This is a genomic window from Pyxidicoccus sp. M6, assembly GCF_055568925.1.
This window is the reverse complement of sequence record NZ_CM145714.1, coordinates 7,291,946-7,309,288: the sequence shown is the minus strand read 5'-3', so window position 1 is coordinate 7,309,288 and position 17,343 is coordinate 7,291,946. Positions and strand designations below refer to the sequence as shown.

The window sequence follows — 17,343 nt, the reverse complement described above, 5'->3', positions numbered from 1 at the left end:
TTGTTGAGCTCCTTCGCGCGCTGCATGAGCAGCTTCACGTCCTTGAAGTAGCTGGCCATCGTGGTGGCGTTCTGCACCTTGGTCAGCGATGCGTCCTCGCCTCCGCCGGGCTCGGAGAAGAGCTGGTAGAAGACGGGGGCGGGGATGAAGCCCTGCGTATTCGACTCCTGCAGGAAGGTCGCGCCCCACGCGCCGTCGTAGGGGCCCCAGCCCCAGTTATCCACCCAGCCCTTGGTGAAGTACCGGTAGCGCACGTCCCAGGGGACGCTGCTGTCGCGCATCCAGTTCTGCCCGGCCTCCTCGAAGAGACCGATGAGCAACCGATTGGGGAGCCCTATGGGCACCGGCCCCTGCACGCCGGTAACTGACTGCGCGACAGCGGGGGCACCAACAACGAGGGAAAGTGTCAGCAGCGCGGCGAGGGCGCGTCGGGGGTTCGTTCTCATGGCACCCTGAATGACAAACGGCGGGCGCTGCGTACGCCGCCCGCCGGGGCAGGTGCCGACATTCCAACCGCCCCGCGTGCTCCATGAGCTTGCAGCCGAACACCTGCTCGTCTCACCTCAGTGCAGGCGGGCATTCATCCGCACGCACGGGCGTACGCACAGCGCGCGCGTAGGCTTGGACTCGAGACCGAGCCGGGTGTCCCGAAGCGGATGCCTCAATGGAGGCCCGAGTCCGCGAGCCCAGGCTCGGACTGGAGGCCGAGCCTGGGTTCTCGGAGGAGATGACTTCTCAGAGCCCCGGGCACGCGAGCCCCGCCTCGGGGGCATCGTCATCCTGGTGCGCCAGCAGGCACTTCAAGGCCTCCGGGTCCGCGGAGTCCGCCACGTACGCGCGCCGCCACAGCAGCGCGGCCACGCGCTTCGGAAGCTGCGGGTCCTGCGCCACCAGCGCACGGCGGACGCCATTGGAGCCCGCCGCCACCGAGGCCGCCGCGGCTTCGAGCTTCGCCACCTCGTCGGGGCACCCCTCGGGGCAGTTGTAGAGGAACACCGCGTGCCCGTGCTCCAGGTTGTGCACGTACATGCAGCGCGACACGGGCTCCGTGTACACGCCACAGCGGGCCACGCTGCCGCAGTGCATGCCGGAGCTCGGAGGGTTCTCCGACGCGGCCGCGTCCGAGGAACCACACGCGCTGCTGGTGCACGTGGCGACGTGATGATTGTCGGTCTGCGGCGACAGCGGGAAGTCGAACTGCTCGCAGCCCTCGGCGATGGGCTCGGGCTCCGGCTCCGTGGAGCCGCAGGCAGTGAGCGACACGAGAGCGACGAGCGAGGGGACGAGGACGAGGGGGCGCAGGTTCACGCCTCCGTCATACCGCATCAGCCGGGGAAGGCGCCCCGGCGTTCCACGTCGAAGGTGCGCAGCCCCCGGAAGCCCGCCGCGTCGGCGAAGCGGATGAAGTCCTCCTGCGACAGGCTGCCGCCCGTGGCGCGCGAGTGGCCGTGGGCGAACTCCCCGCCCATGGATGGCAGGTCGAGCCCCTTCAGGAAGGCAATCAGGTCCACGGGCGCCCGGCTGCGCAGCGCGAAGTTCACCCGGCCCGGCAGATAGCCCGCGTTGGCGGCGATGACGATGTGCTCGGGCAGCCGCTGCGCCCAGCGCACCGCGACCAGCGGATGCACCTGCGCCTCGGAGCTGAACAGCAGCAGCGCCACGTTGCCCGCGAAGCGCGGCGGCGTCTTCGCGCACCGGGCCACCTCACGCTGCACCTCCAGCCGGCAGTCGTGCAGCAAGTCCACGCCGGGCACGCGCCCCTCGGCGATGTCCGTCGCGCTCCCGGCGCGCAGCAATATCTCCAACGCCTGTGGGGCCGCGAAGCGCGACGAGCGCCGCGCCGCGTTCAACAGCGCCACCGCCTCCGTCACCGCCTTGCGGCCCGCGCGCTTGAGCGCGTCCTTGAGGAACGGCATCGGCGCCGTCGCGCCCAGGTCCGCCACCGTCCCCATCACCGCCAGCCACTCCAGCGGTCCGGGCACCACCAGCGGAGACACCAGCACGTACGTCAGCAGGCTGCTGTTGGCGATGGGCTCATGGCCGTGCGCGCTCAGCACGTGCGCTCCAGGAGGAAAGACATCCGAGGCATGGTGGTCCACGACGAGCGTCGGCAACTCGGGGACGATGAGCGCGCCACGGCTGCCCATGTCGAGCACCACCAGCGCGTCATGCGAGCCCGCGCGTAGCCGCTCCTGGAAGGCCGGCGAGTGGGCGTGCTCTCCCTTGCCCGGTACCCGGGCCAACGGATGGGCGCCCACCGCCTCCAGTGCTCGCAGCATCAGCACGCCGGACGTGAGGCCATCCACGTCCGTGTGCGGCGCCACGAGGACACGCCGACCCTGGTGCTCACGGATGAAGAGTCGGGCGTCCTCGATGGCCTCCTCGGGCGCGGGCCAGAGCGGGTCCTTCGTGTGTCCCAGCAGCATGGAAGGAAGCTGTAACGCCGCGCGGGCGCGGGGGAGGGCGGGGCCGGAGTGCTCGCATGCTGTCCGTCCGGGCCCGCGTGCGATGCCGGCCTCATGTGAGACGGCCAACGCCATGCCGAATCTCAAGGGCACCATGGAAGGCCCCACGACGTATCGACTTGGCTATGTGGCCAATTGCCTGACGCTCGGCGTGGGCGCGAGCCACACGTGCCGCCTCGCCAGCGCCACGCCTCAGCGACTGGAGGCGCTCACCGCGCAGAACCTGGAGGAGCTGGAGCAGATACTGCTCTTCAATGAGGCGCGCGGCATCGAGGTGTTCCGCATCGGCTCGTCACTGGTGCCCTTCGCCTCGCTGCTGGAGGCGAAGGAGAAGGACCGCGCGCTTTTCGCGCTGCGTCAGCTCGGAGTGAAGCGCCGGCCGGCGCGAGGGCAGGGCGTGACGGCTCCCTGACTGCGGAAGTTCCCCTGACATTTTTCGGAGTGTCATCGGGCGGCGGTTCCTCTACGGTCCGCCCCCATGACCCGGAAATCCCCTCTGAAGCCCCTGCTGCGCACGGCCCTCGCGGCCATGGCGCTGCCCGCCTTCCTGGGTTGTGCCCAGGATTCGCAAGTGACGCGTGAGACGCCGGCCACCGGCGAGTCCGCGCCTCCCGCCGCCTCCGCACAGCCGGCCGCCGCGTCCAAGGCCACGCCGGAAGAGGCGAAGCAGTTCGCGGAGAAGCTCAACGCGGACCTGAAGCGTCTGTGGACGAAGCAGGCCACCGCCGAGTGGATCAAGAACACGTACATCACCGACGACACCGAGCGGAACGCCGCCTACGTCAACGAGGAGGTGCTCGCGTACGTCAACGGCGCCATCAAGGAGTCGCGCCGCTTTGACGGCCTGCAGCTCGACGCGGACACCGCGCGCATGCTGCACCTGCTCAAGGTGTCCCAGTCCCTACCCGCGCCCGCGGACGCGCAGAAGCGCGCGGAGCTGGCCGGCATCGCCGCGAAGCTCGAGGGCATGTACGGCAAGGGCAAGTACTGCGGCAAGGACGGCAAGGGGAAGTGCCGCGACCTGGAGGAGCTGTCCGACGTCATCGCCGAGAGCCACAACTACGACGAGCTGCTCGACGCGTGGCAGGGCTGGCACGGCATCTCCCGCCCCATGCGCCCGCTGTACCAGCGCCTCGTCTCCATCTCCAACGAGGGCGCGCAGGACATCGGCTTCAACGATCTGGGCACGCTCTGGCGCTCGGCGTACGACATGCCGCCCGAGGACTTCGAGAAGGAGGCCCAGCGCCTGTGGGGCCAGGTGAAGCCCCTCTATGACGAGCTGCACTGCTACGTGCGCGCCCGGCTCGCCAGGCAGTACGGCGAGGCGAAGGTGCCCGCCGGCAAGCCCATTCCCGCGCACCTGCTCGGCAACATGTGGGCCCAGGAGTGGAACAACATCTACCCGCTCGTGGAGCCCTTCCCCGGCCAGGCCAGCCTGGACGTGGACGCGGAGATGAAGAAGCAGGGCTACGACCCGATGCGCATGGTGAAGCTGGGTGAGAAGTTCTTCACCTCCATGGGCCTCAAGGAGCTGCCGCAGACCTTCTTCGAGCGCTCGCAGTTCACCAAGCCGAGGGATCGCGAGGTCGTCTGCCACGCCAGCGCGTGGGACGTGACGTACGAGAACGACCTGCGCATCAAGATGTGCATCAAGCCCACCGAGGAGGACCTCATCACCATCCACCACGAGCTGGGCCACAACTACTACTACACGTACTACTACAACCTGCCGGTGCTCTATCAGTCCGGCGCCAACGACGGCTTCCACGAGGCCATTGGCGACGCGCTCACGCTGAGCATCACCCCCGCGTACCTCCAGCAGATCGGCCTGCTGAAGTCGGTGCCGAAGAACGAGAAGAACCTCGTCAACCTCCAGCTCAAGGACGCGCTGGAGAAGGTGGCCTTCCTGCCCTTCGGCCTGCTCGTGGACCAGTGGCGGTGGGAGGTGTTCTCCGGCCGCATCCAGCCGGCGGACTACAACAAGTCCTGGTGGGCGCTGCGTGAGAAGTATCAGGGCGTGGCCGCGCCGGTGGCCCGCACCGAGGAGGACTTCGACCCGGGTGCGAAGTACCACGTGCCCGCCAACGTCCCGTACACGCGCTACTTCCTGGCGCGCGTCCTCCAGTTCCAGTTCCACAAGGCCATGTGCGAGGCCGCTGGCTTCAAGGGCCCCCTGCACGAGTGCTCCATCTACGGGAACAAGGAGGCCGGCAAGCGGCTCCAGGCCATGCTGGAGCTGGGCGCCAGCAAGCCCTGGCCGGACGCGCTCCAGGCCATGACGGGCTCCCGACAGATGGATGCAACCCCGTTGCTGGATTACTTCAGCCCGCTGCGCACCTGGCTCCAGGCCCAGAACAAGGGCCAGAAGTGCGGTTGGTGACACCTTCCCGGGTGGACTCGGCCCGGGCCCGCGCATAGATTGCGCGAGTCCGGGTGGCATCACTCGCCCGGACCGGACGACGGATTTTCGCGTCCGTGACGAAAGAAGAAGAGCGCAAATGGCTACCGGTACCGTGAAGTGGTTCAACGACGCGAAGGGCTTCGGCTTCATCACCCAGGACGGGGGTGGTGAGGACGTGTTCTGCCACCACACCGCCATCAACATGGATGGCTTCCGCACCCTGGCCGAGGGCCAGAGGGTGGAGTTCGAGGTCACCAAGGGCCCCAAGGGCCTGCAGGCGCAGAACGTTCGCGCCGCCTGAGCTGGGCGTCGTTCAAACGACTTCCTGATGCTACATGGGGGTCCGGCCTGGCAAGGGTCGGGCCCTTCGTGTTTCTGGCGTCCCGCCGCTCGCGTCTCGCCGGGACGCATGCGCGTCCCCCCAGGACGCGCCGTCCGCGCCGCCGCGTCCCCTGCTGACTCCTCCACGGTTCGCCCTCCCTGGGGAAACGTGCTGGGTGTGGTTCCACCCGTCATTTCCGACCTGTCCTGGAGGGCAGCCCTGTTGGCTCGCACGGGGTTTGCTTGTTTCGTTGGCTCATCCGACGACAGGCATTCCCCCACTGCACACCTGGCCCTGTCCTCGGTTCATCCCCCTTTCGAGGAGGCAATCCAGGCATGGCCACGCCGACCTACGTCACCGACCGGGAAACCGCGCAGAACCTCATGAAGATGCTGCAGTTCCTCTTCCAGGCGCTCACCCAGCAGCCCATCAACGAGGAAGTGGCCAGGAACTGCCAGAAGCCGCACTGGCGACAGAAGCTTTGCCAGGAGTACGGCATCCCCTCGGAGAACAACGTGCCGAGCCAGGGCATCGGGGATGACATCGCCTTCTACAACACGAACGGCACGGGCATCGCCGGGACGGCGCAGGCCATCCTCAATGCCTTCGAGACGAACATGGGCGGGCCGGCCACCGTGCAGATTCCGAATGGAACGGCCAACAGCAGCCTCACGCCCACCGCCATCTTCACCGCCTTCCTCCTGCTGTTGAGCAGCACGACGGTGGGCAACACCTTCGCCCAGGACGACGCGGCCGCGCGCGCGCAGTTGCTCGAGCAGGGTGGAATCAGCGAGGACGCGCTGCAGGACGCGTACGGCGCGATGCAGGCGCTGCTCACCTCGTACCAGAACACCGGCACCAACAAGCAGCTCGCCCAGGGCATGCAGGACATGTCGGCGACGCTGTACGCCCAGTACCAGTTCGTCTGCTGAGCCGACGCCGGACGCGCGAGGCAGCCCCCATGCACTCCAGGGAGTCATTGACCGCCGCGCTCCGCGAGGCGGCGGAAATCGAGCACGGCATCACCTGCCAGTATCTCTTCGCGGCCTTCTCCCTGAAGAGTCACCCCGAGGAGGGGGTGGACTGGGTGCGGCTGGAGCAGCTCCGCGGCTGGAAGGCGGAGCTCTTGAGCCTGGCCCGGCAGGAGATGATGCACCACGGGCTGGTCTGCAACCTGCTGCTCGCGGTGGGCGGCGCGCCGCACTTCGGCCGCGGCGGTCCGGGCTGCTCCACGCTGGAGCTGACGCCCTTCGGTCGCGAGGCGCTCGAACGCTTCGCCGCCTACGAGTCCCCGGAGGTTCCGGGCCCGGGCCAACGTATCGACGCGCTGTACGAGCGCATCGCCGAGGCGCTCGCGCAGGTCGACCGCACGAGCCCGCAGCTCTTCCTCGGGCCCGCGCAGTACCAGGTCACCAACCAGGAGCTGCGCATCCGCCCGGGGCAGTTCGATGTGGAGCTGACCCGCGTGTCCTCGCTCGCGTCGGCCCAGGAGGTCGTCCGGCGCATCCGGGAGCACGGACACGGTGAGCGCATCGAAGCCATCCGGCGCGAGCTGGCGGCGCTGCTGCGCGACGACGCCACCTTCGCGCCGGCCAGGGACGTGGTCCTCAATCCCTGGGTGCTCGCGCGCGGGAGCGACGGAGGGACGGCGACGGAGCTGCGCCACCCCCGCACGCGCGAGGCCGCCGGGCTCTTCAACGCCGCCTACGAGGTCATGGTCCTGATGCTGACCCGGCTCTACAACCGCGCGGATGAGCCGCCCTCCGAGACGGAGGTGCTCACTCGCACGGCCTTCTTTCCCTTCATGACGGCCGTCATCCGGCCCCTGGGAGAGCTCCTCACGCTGATGCCTGCCTCGGAGGGTGGGGCGCCCATGACGGGGGGCGCCTGCTTCGAGCTCCCGGGTGCCCCGATATTGCCACCGGCGGGACGGACCGCCTGGGCCATCCTCCACGAGCGGCTGGAGGGCCTCGCGCGGGACGCCGCGCATTTGAAGCGCGCCGTGGGCGCGGAGCAGGGGGACTGGGTGCCCCGCGTGCTGCCCCGGCTGGAGCTGCTCGAAGAGAACCTGGAGCGCATCGCCGTGAACTTCGCCCGACAGCTGGGCCTGGGGCGCGACGTCCTGCTTCGCGTCCTGAGAGGTGGAACAGGGTCATGGTGACCATTGATTTCGAGGGCTGGTTCCAGTGTCGGCTGCCCACCGACCCGGACCCGACGGACGAGCCCCGGGGCGTCAGCGGCTTCACCTTCGCCGTCGCGGGTGAGCCCGACCTGGACCGCGTCATCCGCTTCCATGCGCCGGTGGCGCCGCGCTCGCACGGGCCCCGGGTGGGCGTGTTCGTGAAGGCCGTCTCCCTCGGGGGGACGCCCGTGTCCGGGCATCCGCTGGTGGGGGGCCGCGTCGAGCTGCTCGGCAGCCCGCGCTTCGAGTCGCGCAACTACGTCCTGCGCGACTCCGCCCAGGGGACCATCGTCCCGTTCCATCTCCGCATCTCGGGGGCGGGCATCCTCATCGAGCGCGAGGACATCCTGTATCCGCCCTCGCCCTCGCTGCCGCTCCATCGGGTCCCCGTCGAGTTCCTTGCCCGGCGCGGCTCGCTGATTCCCCTCACGGTGGACCGCCTCCGCGTCGCGGACGCCACCGGCATCCGGGAGCCCCTGGCGTGGCGGCGGGAGCGCAAGGCGCGGCTCGAGGCGGACCTGCGTGAGACGCACGACCCGGTGGCGCGCGCCGCGCTGGGCAAGCGCATCCAGGAGCTCTCCATCGAGGCCCCCGAGCGACTCCAGGTGGCGTCGCTCTCCTTCTACAACGACTACCGCTTCGAGATGCAGGGCCCCACCTCGCTCCGCGACGCGGAGGAGCGGCTCGGGGCCCGGCTCGATTCGGAGCATCCGTGGCCCATCGCGTTCTGGATGGGCGCCTGGGACAGCGATGCGCTGTCGGGCTTCGTGCGCGGAATGCTGACCATCCCCGCTGTCGGTAAGGGGCCATGACGCCATGAACAATGTGTCCTCCCTGGTCTTGTCCCTCGCGTTGGCCGTGGCCGTGGTGGTGGCCGTCAGTGGCCCGGGCTGCACCTCCACGGAGGCCGTGCCCCCGGTGGTGGGGATGCGCGACGCGGGCCCGCAAATGGACGCGGGCTCGCAAATGGACGCGGGACCGTGGGACGCGGGGGACGTGGAGCTGCCCCACTTCGGCTCCACCGTGCCCAGGCCCGATGGCAACCCCAACGAGGTCCTCGTCGGGCTGATGACCCGGGTGTTCGTCGCCATCAACTGGCCGGCTGACACGGACGCGGGCCGCGGCGTTCCCCTGGCGGTCTCCTTTCCGGAGTCCCTCCGGGACGACGCGTACCGCGGGCTGCCCCGGGTCTGGCAGACGTGGAAGCAGGACTGGGAGGCGGTGGGCGACGCGGGCACGCTGACGGCCTGGAACAGCCATGCCCTGGCGGGGCGCCCGCCCTGCGACGTGCTCCAGTTCAAGGACGGGGGTGTCACGCCCGTGGGGCCGAACTGGGCCCGGCTCTCTGGCCAGTACGGCGAGGTCATCGACAAGGTGAACCTGGTGAAGACGGGCAGCAACGCGTTCGACGGCGGGCTGGCCGCCATGCTCACCGGTCCCGACATCGACGCGCGCGGCAAGGCCTACCGCGGTGCGATTGCCTTCAACCAGCCGCTCTATGACTGTTTGAGCGATGGGGGGAGCGACGGCTGCGTGCGCTTTCCCCAGGGCGGGTTCTGCATGCCCGCGGCGGATGTCGACACGGACGGGGCGCTGATGGTGAAGGCCGCGTGGCGCGAGCTTCCGGAGGAGGAGCTCGACGGGGGGACCTACTTCACCCAGGACCTCCTGGTGCTCACCCCGGATGATGCGGGCGTGCGCGTCTGCACCGAGACGACGCTGGGCCTGGCCGCCCTGCACGTCGTCTACAAGAGCGCGTATCAGTCCGTGGTGGATGGGGGCGTGGGGTGTGGTTGCTCGGGCGACGGGGGGCCCTGTGGTGAGTCGCAGGACAAGTGGATCTGGACGACCTTCGAGCAGCCGGAGGATGTGCCTGCCTGTGATGGGGGCGTGGGCTTCGCGCACGAGCCCCAGCCCTTCGTGTGCGGGCCCCCGCCCGCTGGGGCGAGCACGCCCTCCGGTGAGTGCCGGCTCAATCCGATAGCTCCCACGCTGGACCTGGCGAACACGCTTCTCTCGCACCTGCCCGAGCCGTGGAGTCACTACCGGATGGTGGCGCGGCAGTGGTTCGTGGTGCCCGACGGGCCGGCGCCCCAGGTCGCCGCGAACGTACGGCTGGAGACCTATTCCCAGCAGGACTCGTGCATGGGGTGCCACGACCCGGCGGCCGGAACGGACCGCATCTGGTCCCTGTCGCCCCAGCGAGCGCAGCTCGACGGCAATCCGTGCGCGGTCCAGCACTGAAACCGCGTTTGGTTCCCACCCCGCGCCAAGAGGTCCAGAGCCATGTCCCCAATCCCAGGCTTCCAGCTCATCGAGCAGCTCCACGAAGGGAAGAACTCCCTCGTCTACCGCGCCCGGCGTGAGAGCGACGACCGGCCCGTCGTCCTCAAGATGCTCGCGGACGCCTATCCGTCCCCGGAGCGGCTCGCCTGGTTCCAGCGCGAGTTCGAGGTCACCCGGAGCCTGGGAGACGTCGACGGGGTGGTCCAGGCCCTCGACCTGAACCGCGCCGGGCCGCGCTGGTTCATGGTCCTGGAGGACTTCGGCGGCAGCTCGCTGGCGCGGCTCGTCCGGCAGCAGCGCTTCCCGCTGGACGAGGTCCTCCGGCTGTCCTCGGCGGTGGCCGCCACCCTGGCCCGACTGCACTCCCGGGGCGTCATCCACAAGGACATCAACCCGACCAACCTCGTCCTCAACCCGGACGACGGGACGCTCAAGGTCATCGACTTCGGCATCTCGTCCGTGCTCTCCCGCGAGAGCACGGCGCCCAGAGACCCGAGCCGCCTGGAGGGAACGCTGGCGTACATCTCCCCGGAGCAGACGGGGCGGATGAACCGGGTCATCGACTTCCGCACGGACTTCTACTCGCTGGGCGCCACGCTCTACGAGTTCGTCACCGGGCAGCCGCCCTTCGCCACCACCGACCCGCTCGAGTGCGTGCACGCCCACCTGGCCCGCCAGCCGACTCCGCCCCATGAGCTCCAGCCGGGCGTGGAGCGGGCGCTGTCGGACACCATCATGCGGCTGCTGGCGAAGAACGCGGAGGACCGCTACCAGTCCTGCCATGGCCTGCTGCGCGACCTGGAGGAGTGCGGACGGCGGCGGAGCGGGAGCATCACCACGCCCTTCACCGTGGGCCTGCAGGACTTCTCGGACCGCTTCCAGCTCCCGCAGAAGCTCTACGGCCGCGAGCAGGAGAAGGAGGAGCTGCTCGCGGCATTCGAACGCGTCGCGGCCGGGGCCAGCGAGCTCGCGCTGGTGAGTGGCTATTCGGGCATCGGCAAGTCCGCGCTCGTCCGCGAGCTGCACAAGCCCCTCACCCGGCGGCGCGGCTACGTCATCTCCGGCAAGTTCGACCAGCTCACTCGCGACGAGCCCTACGCTCCGCTGGTGCAGGCGTTCCAGGGGCTCGTCCGCCAGTTGCTGACGGAGTCCCAGGAGCGCATCGCCCGCTGGCGCACCCGGCTCTGCGAGGCGCTGGGCGCCAATGCCCGCGTCATCACCGACGTGATTCCGGACCTGGAGGTCATCCTCGGTCCCCAGGCTCCCGTCCCGGACCTGGAGCCGGGCGAGGCGAAGAACCGCTTCCATGTCACGTTCCAGGCCTTCATCCGCGTGCTCGCGGGGCCCGAGCACCCGCTGGTGCTCTTCATCGACGACCTCCAATGGGTGGATGGCGCGTCCCTGGCGCTGCTCCAGGCGCTGATGACGGACGGAGACAGCGCGCACCTGCTGCTCATCGGCGCGTACCGGGACAACGAGGTCAGTGACACGCACCCGCTCATGCTGACGCTGGCGCAGTTGCGCAAGGCGGGGGTGGCCATGCGCGAGATTGCCCTCCGGCCGCTGGACGTGGAGCACGTGGCCCGACTCATCCAGGACGCGTTCGGGCGCGAGCCGGCCGACGTGCTACCCCTGGCGCAGCTGGCCCACGCGAAGACGGGCGGCAATCCCTTCTTCCTGGGCGAGTTCCTCAAGCACCTCGTGGACGAGCGGCTCATCCGCTTCGAGCTCCCCGCGGGCTGGTGCTGGAGCCTGGACCAGGTCGCCTCGGCGCACGTGACGGACAACGTCGTCGTCTTCATGGCCGAGCGCGTGCGCAGGCTGTCGCCCGAGTGCCAGCGGGTGCTCCAGCTCGCGGCCTGCGTGGGCGGCGTGTTCGACCTGCGCACCCTGGCCATCGTCACGGAGCGCTCCCCGAGAGAGTCCGCTGCGGCCCTCTGGGAGGCGCTCGCCGAGGGGCTCGTCGTGCCGCTCGATGACACGTACAAGCTGGCCGGCCTGGACGTGCAGGGCCTGCCGGACGCGCTGAACGTGGCCTACCGGTTCACGCACGACCGCATCCAGCAGGCGGCGTACTCGCTCATCGACGGCGACGAGAAGCGCCGCATCCACTGGAAGCTGGGGCGGATGTTGTGGGAGGCCACCCCGCCGGACGCGCTCGGGCAGCGCATCTTCGACATCGTCCACCAGCTCGGCCATGGCATCGAGCACGCGCGGGCGCGCGAGGAGCGGGACGCACTGGCGCGGCTGTACCTGCTGGCTGGCCGCAAGGCCAAGTCCTCCGCGGCGCACGAGCCCGCGCTGCGCTACCTGCGCACGGGGCTCCAGTTGTTGGGGGAGCCGGACGCTGGCGGGGCGGGCTCGCAGCCTCCCGAGGCGCTGCGCGAATGCTGGGAGCGCCAGTATGCGCTCGCCCTCGAGCTCTTCGACGAGGCCGCGGAGGCGGCCTACCTGTGTGGCGAGTACGAGGAGATGCGGCGGCTGCTCCAGGCCGTCTGGACGCACGCGCGAACGGTGCTGGACAAGGTGCGCTCCTACAAGACGGAGCTCCAGTCCTACTCCGCGCGCAAGGAGCTGCGCGCGGGCGTGGAGGCCGGGCTCCGGGCGCTGAAGCTGCTGGGCATCGATATTCCGGCGTCGCCGGACCCGGCCTTCATCGCGTCCGTGGCGGCCGAGGCGGCAGCCACCTGGGCCGGGCGTGACATCGAGTCGCTCGTGTCGCTGCCGGAGATGAGCGACGCGGAGCGGCTGGCCGCCATGGAGCTGCTGGCCCGCCTGTACATCCCCGCCTACAACAGCGCGCCGGGCGTGTACGCGCTCGTCGTCTATCACGAGGTCATCCTCTCGCTCACCCACGGCCTCACGTGGAACTCGGCGCGCGGGCTGGTGGCCTACGCGTTCCTGCTGTGTGTCACCGGCGACATCGAGTCGGGCTACCGCTTCGGCCGGCTGGCGCTCCAGGTGGCGGAGCGCTTCCAGGGCAGGGACAGGTCCAGCGCCACCTTCATGTTCAACTTCTTCGTGCGCTACTGGCGCGAGAGCGTGAAGGAGCCGGAGCCCTTCCTGGAAGGCTACCGGCTGGGGCTGGAGAGCGGTGACCAGGACTTCGCCGGCCTGAACTTCTGCGGCGCGCTCTGCCAGCCCTACTGGTCCGGCGCGGAGCTGCCGGTGCTGGCCGCGAGCGCGACGTCCTATGACCGGGCGCTGCGCCAGCTCAAGCAGGAGTGGCCCCGCGAGGTCAATGGCATCCACTGGCAGGCCATCCTCAACCTCCTCGGCGGCAGCGCGGACCCATGCCTGCTGGTGGGGGAGGTCTTCGACGAGCGCAAGGAGCTGCCCCGCTACGTCGAGTCGAACAGCATCGTCGCGCTCGGCCTGTTCCACCTGAACAAGCTCGCCCTCTGCTACCTCTTCGGCGAGCTGGACCAGGCGCTGGTGCACGCGCGCGAGGCGGAGAAGTACATGGGGGCCATCACCATCGCGGTCTTCATGATGGCGTTCCGCTTCTACGACGCGCTGACCCATCTGGCGTGTGCCGCCGCCACCCGCGAGGAGGGGCGCCGGGCGGAGCTGCTCGCGCGGGCGGAGGCCGACCTGGAGCTGCTGCGCACGTGGGCCCGGCATGCTCCCGGCAACCTCGCCCAGAAGGTGGCGCTGGTGGAGGCCGAGCGCGCCCGGGTTCTGGGGAGGGCGGCCGATGCGCGGCAGTCCTACGACGACGCCATCCACTTCGCGCAGCAGCATCAGTTCCTGTGGGACGAGGCGCTGGCGCACGAGCTGGCGGCCCGGTTCCATCGGGAGCGGGGGCACGCGCACCTGGCCCGTCATTACGTGCGCGACGCCCACTACACCTACCAACGCTGGGGCGCGGCGGCCAAGGTGGGGCACCTGGCGGCGAGCTTCCGCCATGAGCTGGCGCACGCGGCGCCCTCGCTCCGGGGTGGGCTCACCGTCCAGGGCACGTCGACGGAGGAGTTCGTCGGCGAGGGCTCGCTGGACCTGCGCACGGTGCTCAAGGCTTCGAAGGCGCTCTCCGGGGAGCTGGCCCTGGACAAGCTGCTCGCCCGGCTGCTGACGACGGTGCTCGAGAACGCCGGTGCCCAGAAGGCGCTCCTCATCCTGGAGTCGGAGGGGCAGCTCTTCATCGAGGCCGAGGCGGACGGCTCACGGCTCCAGGTGCTGCATTCCGCCCCCGTGGCCTCCAGCGAGGCGCTGCTGCCGGCCCTCGTCCAGCTCGTCGCGCGCAGCCGCAGGCCGGAGGTGTTGAACGACGCGTCCTCGGAGGGGCTCTTCACGGAGGAGCCGTATGTCCGGCGCCACCATGCCCGTTCCATCCTGTGCATGCCGCTCATCAACCAGGGCCGGCTGACGGCGCTGCTGTACCTGGAGAACAATCTCGTGTCGGGGGCCTTCACCCACGAGCGCATCGAGCTGCTGAAGCTGCTGTCGGCGGAGATGGCCATCGCCATCGACCATGCCCGGCTCTACCGGGAACTGGAGCTGGCGAACAAGGAGCTCGCGCTCTCCAACCAGACGCTGGAGGAGAAGGTCGCGGCGCGGACCCGCGAGCTGGGGGACAAGAACCAGGAGCTGCAGCAGGCCCTGGCCCAGCTCACCGAGGCCCAGCGGATGCTCGTGCTGCGGGAGAAGATGGCCTCGTTGGGACGGCTGGCGGCGGGCGTGGCGCACGAGCTGCGCAACCCGCTCAACTTCATCATCAACTTCGCCGAGCTCTCCAAGCACCACAGCATCGATGCCACCGAGGAGCTGGAGGCACTGAGGGAGATGCCCGACCCCAAGCGGATGGACGACGTCAAGCAGCTCCTCTCCGAGATGGCCATCTACGCGGACCGCATCTCCGAGCACGGCAAGCGGGCCAACGGCATCATCGGCAGCATGCTGACGCACTCGCTGGCGTCGAGCGCGAAGCGCGTGGTCACCGACGTGAACGAGCTCCTGCGGGAATCCGTTCAGCTCACGAACCAGTCCCTGATGGCGCGGGTGAAGCCGTTCAAGCTCACCTTCGTCGAGTCGTACGACGCGCGCATCGGCAAGGTGGAGCTGATGGCCCAGGAGCTGGGGCGGGTGTTCATCAACATCTTCGACAACGCCTGCTACTCGATGGAGCAGAAGCGCAAGAAGCTGGGGGAGGCGTACGTCCCGGAGCTCCAGGTGCGGACGGTCAACCGGGAGCGGGAGATCGAAATCACCATCCGCGACAACGGCATGGGCATCGCGAAGGAGCACCTCGATCAGGTCTTCCAGCCCTTCTTCACCACCAAGCCGCCCGGGGAGGGCACCGGGCTGGGGCTGTCCATCTGCTACGACATCGTGGTCCAGAAGCACCAGGGAGACCTGAGCGTCGCGGCCCGGGAAGACGACTACGCGGAGTTCACCATCGTCCTCCCCAAGCGCGTGTAGACATGCGGGGAGCCCTTCGCGTCCGTGGGCTATGGTGTCGCCGCTTGGCTGGACGGCACCGCGTCCCTCCACCCGGCGAGCGAAGGAGGAGTCCCCGCCATGTCGTCGACGAAGTCCCGGGCCGCCCGGGTCCGGTTGCTGCCCCTGCTGGCCGCGCTCGGCTGCTCCACCGCGCAATCCGTGGCGGAGCCGCCAGGCGCTCGTGGGGCGGAGACACCCTCCGCGACGCGAGAGCTGCCCGCCACGAGCGCCGCCCCCCAGGAGCCCGCGATGAAGAAGCCCGCGCCGGACGCTGCCGCGCTGAAGGCGGAACTGGTGGCGAAGCACGGCGAGGCGCAGCGCGCGCGAATCGAGCGCGGCGTGGACCAGGTGCTGGCGCAGTGGCGCGAGGAGGACGGGGACGCGGCGGAGTTCATCCGCGAGCAGTTCCTGTCGGACTCGAAGGCGCTGGATGCCACCTTCGCGCGGCTGGAGCGCGTGTTCGAGCAGCTCGACGGACACATGAATGAATTGGGCCGCGAACTGCAGTGGTACACGGACCTGGACCTGGGGCCGCTCCTGCCGGTGGAGCCGCTGCTGGCTTCGTATGACCCGTCCACCAACGTCACGTCGGACTTGTTCCGGGCGAAGGTCGGCTTCGTGGTGCTGCTCAACTTCCCGCTCACCACGCTGGCCGAGCGCGTGGAGCAGGGCCCGAAGTGGACGCGGCGGCAGTGGGCGGAGGTGCGGCTGGCGTCGCGCTTCAACCGGCGCGTGCCGGCGGAGGTGGAGCAGGAGTCGTCGCGGGCCATCGCCGCGGCCAACCTCTACATCGCCGAGTACAACATCTGGATGCACCACCTCGTGGACTCGGAGGGGAAGCGGCCCTTCCCGAAGGGGCTGCGGCTCATCAGCCACTGGAACCTGCGCGACGAGCTGAAGGGCGACTACACGGACCCGAACGGGCCGGCGAAGCAGAAGCTCATCCTCCAGGTGATGGAGCGCATCGTCACGCAGACGATTCCCGCCGTCGTCATCGACAACCCGAGGCTGGACTGGAACCCCTTCACCAACGCGGTGACGGTGGCGCCGCCGGAGACGGTGGAGGCGGACGCGCCCGCGCGCGGGGCGAAGGCGGACGCGGCCCCGGAGCCGGACAAGCGCTATGCGAACCTGCTCTCCGTCTTCCAGGCGGCGCGCAAGGCGGACCCGTACTCGCCGGTGGCGCCCACGCGAATCGCGCGCAGCTTCGAGCTGATGCGTGAGATTCCCGAGGAGCGCGTGAAGGCGCTGCTCACGCAGGTGCTGGAGTCGCCGGTGGTGCCGCGCGTGGCGAAGGAAATCGAGGCGCGGGTGGGGCGGAAGCTCGGGCCGCAGGACCTCTGGTACCCGGGCTTCAAGCCGGGCTCGAAGCGGCCGGAGTCGGAGCTGGATGCGCTGACGCGCAAGCGCTACCCCACGGCGGAGGCCTTCGCGAAGGACCTGCCGCGCATCCTCCAGGGCCTGGGCTTCACGCGCGAGAAGGCGAGCTGGCTGGCGGTGCGCATCCAGGTGGACGCGTCACGCGGAGCGGGCCACGCGCAGCAGGCGATGCGGCGCGGAGACTTCCCGCACCTGCGCACGCGCGTGGAGAAGGGGGGCATGAACTACAAGGGCTACAACATCGCGGTGCACGAGTTCGGTCACAACGTGGAGCAGGTGTTCAGCCTCTACTCGGTGGACCACACGCTGCTCGCGGGCGTGCCCAACAGCGCCTTCACGGAGGCACTGGCCTTCGTGTTCCAGGCGCGCGACTTGGAGCTGCTGGGCCTGGGCAAGCCGGACGCGGCGGCCGAGCGCGAGCGGGTGCTCAACGACTTCTGGCAGACGTGGGAGATTGCCGGCGTCGCGCTGGTGGACATCGCCGTGTGGCACTGGCTGTACGAGCACCCGGACGCGAAGCCGGCGGAGCTGCGCGACGCGGTGGTGGGCATCTCCCGGGACGTGTGGAACCGGTACTACGCGCCGGTGCTGGGCGGGGAGGGCGCGACGCTGCTGGGCGTCTACAGCCACATGATCAGCTACCCGCTCTATCTGCCGGACTATCCGCTGGGGCACCTCATCGCGTTCCAGATCGAGGAGCACCTCAAGCGCAAGGGCCCGCTGGGCGCGGAGTTCGAGCGCATGGCCAGCTATGGCTCCGTGACGCCGGACCAGTGGATGATTCACGCCACGGGCGCGCCGGTGAGCGCGGACGCGCTGCTGCACGCCACCGAGGCCGCGCTCGACAAGCACTGAGTGCCGCACC

11 protein-coding genes are annotated in these 17,343 nt (G+C 69.5%); 9 read left to right on the top strand and 2 right to left on the bottom strand.

What is annotated here, in order from left to right:
• Window positions 1–735 precede the first annotated feature (735 nt).
• On the bottom strand, window positions 736–1,308 hold the full coding sequence (locus ACVTJA_RS28695) for a DUF3105 domain-containing protein (RefSeq protein ID WP_465824356.1): 573 nt from the start codon (window positions 1,306–1,308) through the stop codon (window positions 736–738).
• A 17-nt stretch (window positions 1,309–1,325) separates the two neighbouring features.
• Entirely contained in the window at window positions 1,326–2,426 is a 1,101-nt protein-coding gene (locus tag ACVTJA_RS28690; protein WP_465824355.1) for a DHH family phosphoesterase, read from the bottom strand.
• A 112-nt stretch (window positions 2,427–2,538) separates the two neighbouring features.
• On the opposite strand from ACVTJA_RS28690, the gene ACVTJA_RS28685 reads away from it, so the two are divergent.
• The 9 genes from ACVTJA_RS28685 to ACVTJA_RS28645 all read left to right on the top strand — a co-directional run bounded on the left by ACVTJA_RS28685 (window position 2,539) and on the right by ACVTJA_RS28645 (window position 17,333).
• The gene (locus ACVTJA_RS28685; RefSeq protein WP_465824353.1) at window positions 2,539–2,877 is read left to right on the top strand and encodes a hypothetical protein; all 339 of its coding nucleotides are present in this window, start codon (window positions 2,539–2,541) and stop codon (window positions 2,875–2,877) included.
• 66 nt (window positions 2,878–2,943) lie between these two features.
• The gene (locus ACVTJA_RS28680; protein ID WP_465824352.1) at window positions 2,944–4,845 is read left to right on the top strand and encodes a M2 family metallopeptidase; all 1,902 of its coding nucleotides are present in this window, start codon (window positions 2,944–2,946) and stop codon (window positions 4,843–4,845) included.
• A 118-nt stretch (window positions 4,846–4,963) separates the two neighbouring features.
• Complete coding sequence (locus ACVTJA_RS28675; RefSeq protein ID WP_043400630.1) at window positions 4,964–5,167, top strand: cold-shock protein; 204 nt, start codon at window positions 4,964–4,966, stop codon at window positions 5,165–5,167.
• 356 nt (window positions 5,168–5,523) lie between these two features.
• On the top strand, window positions 5,524–6,120 hold the full coding sequence (locus ACVTJA_RS28670; RefSeq protein ID WP_465824349.1) for a hypothetical protein: 597 nt from the start codon (window positions 5,524–5,526) through the stop codon (window positions 6,118–6,120).
• Between the two features lie 29 nt (window positions 6,121–6,149).
• Window positions 6,150–7,349, top strand: a complete 1,200-nt coding sequence (locus ACVTJA_RS28665; RefSeq protein WP_465824347.1) for a ferritin-like domain-containing protein — start codon at window positions 6,150–6,152, stop codon at window positions 7,347–7,349.
• Window positions 7,343–8,182, top strand: coding sequence for a hypothetical protein (locus ACVTJA_RS28660; RefSeq protein ID WP_465824345.1), 840 nt, complete (start codon window positions 7,343–7,345; stop codon window positions 8,180–8,182). The genes ACVTJA_RS28665 and ACVTJA_RS28660 overlap by 7 nt, the downstream gene beginning before the upstream one ends.
• Window positions 8,183–8,186: 4 nt before the next feature.
• Window positions 8,187–9,614: a hypothetical protein gene (locus ACVTJA_RS28655; protein ID WP_465824343.1), complete on the top strand. Its 1,428-nt coding sequence runs from the start codon at window positions 8,187–8,189 to the stop codon at window positions 9,612–9,614.
• Between the two features lie 42 nt (window positions 9,615–9,656).
• Entirely contained in the window at window positions 9,657–15,077 is a 5,421-nt protein-coding gene (locus tag ACVTJA_RS28650; protein ID WP_465824341.1) for a trifunctional serine/threonine-protein kinase/ATP-binding protein/sensor histidine kinase, read from the top strand.
• A 270-nt stretch (window positions 15,078–15,347) separates the two neighbouring features.
• Window positions 15,348–17,333, top strand: coding sequence for a gluzincin family metallopeptidase (locus tag ACVTJA_RS28645; RefSeq protein WP_465840531.1), 1,986 nt, complete (start codon window positions 15,348–15,350; stop codon window positions 17,331–17,333).
• The last annotated feature ends 10 nt before the right edge of the window (window positions 17,334–17,343 follow it).

Coding starts and splice junctions, on each gene's coding strand:
- ACVTJA_RS28645 (WP_465840531.1), top strand. CDS start 15,348: ATGAAGAAGCCCGCGCCGGACGCTGCCGCGCTGAAGGCGGAACTGGTG.
- ACVTJA_RS28670 (WP_465824349.1), top strand. CDS start 5,524: ATGGCCACGCCGACCTACGTCACCGACCGGGAAACCGCGCAGAACCTC.
- ACVTJA_RS28655 (WP_465824343.1), top strand. CDS start 8,187: ATGAACAATGTGTCCTCCCTGGTCTTGTCCCTCGCGTTGGCCGTGGCC.
- ACVTJA_RS28660 (WP_465824345.1), top strand. CDS start 7,343: ATGGTGACCATTGATTTCGAGGGCTGGTTCCAGTGTCGGCTGCCCACC.
- ACVTJA_RS28675 (WP_043400630.1), top strand. CDS start 4,964: ATGGCTACCGGTACCGTGAAGTGGTTCAACGACGCGAAGGGCTTCGGC.
- ACVTJA_RS28690 (WP_465824355.1), bottom strand. CDS start 2,426: ATGCTGCTGGGACACACGAAGGACCCGCTCTGGCCCGCGCCCGAGGAG.
- ACVTJA_RS28680 (WP_465824352.1), top strand. CDS start 2,944: ATGACCCGGAAATCCCCTCTGAAGCCCCTGCTGCGCACGGCCCTCGCG.
- ACVTJA_RS28665 (WP_465824347.1), top strand. CDS start 6,150: ATGCACTCCAGGGAGTCATTGACCGCCGCGCTCCGCGAGGCGGCGGAA.
- ACVTJA_RS28685 (WP_465824353.1), top strand. CDS start 2,539: ATGCCGAATCTCAAGGGCACCATGGAAGGCCCCACGACGTATCGACTT.
- ACVTJA_RS28650 (WP_465824341.1), top strand. CDS start 9,657: ATGTCCCCAATCCCAGGCTTCCAGCTCATCGAGCAGCTCCACGAAGGG.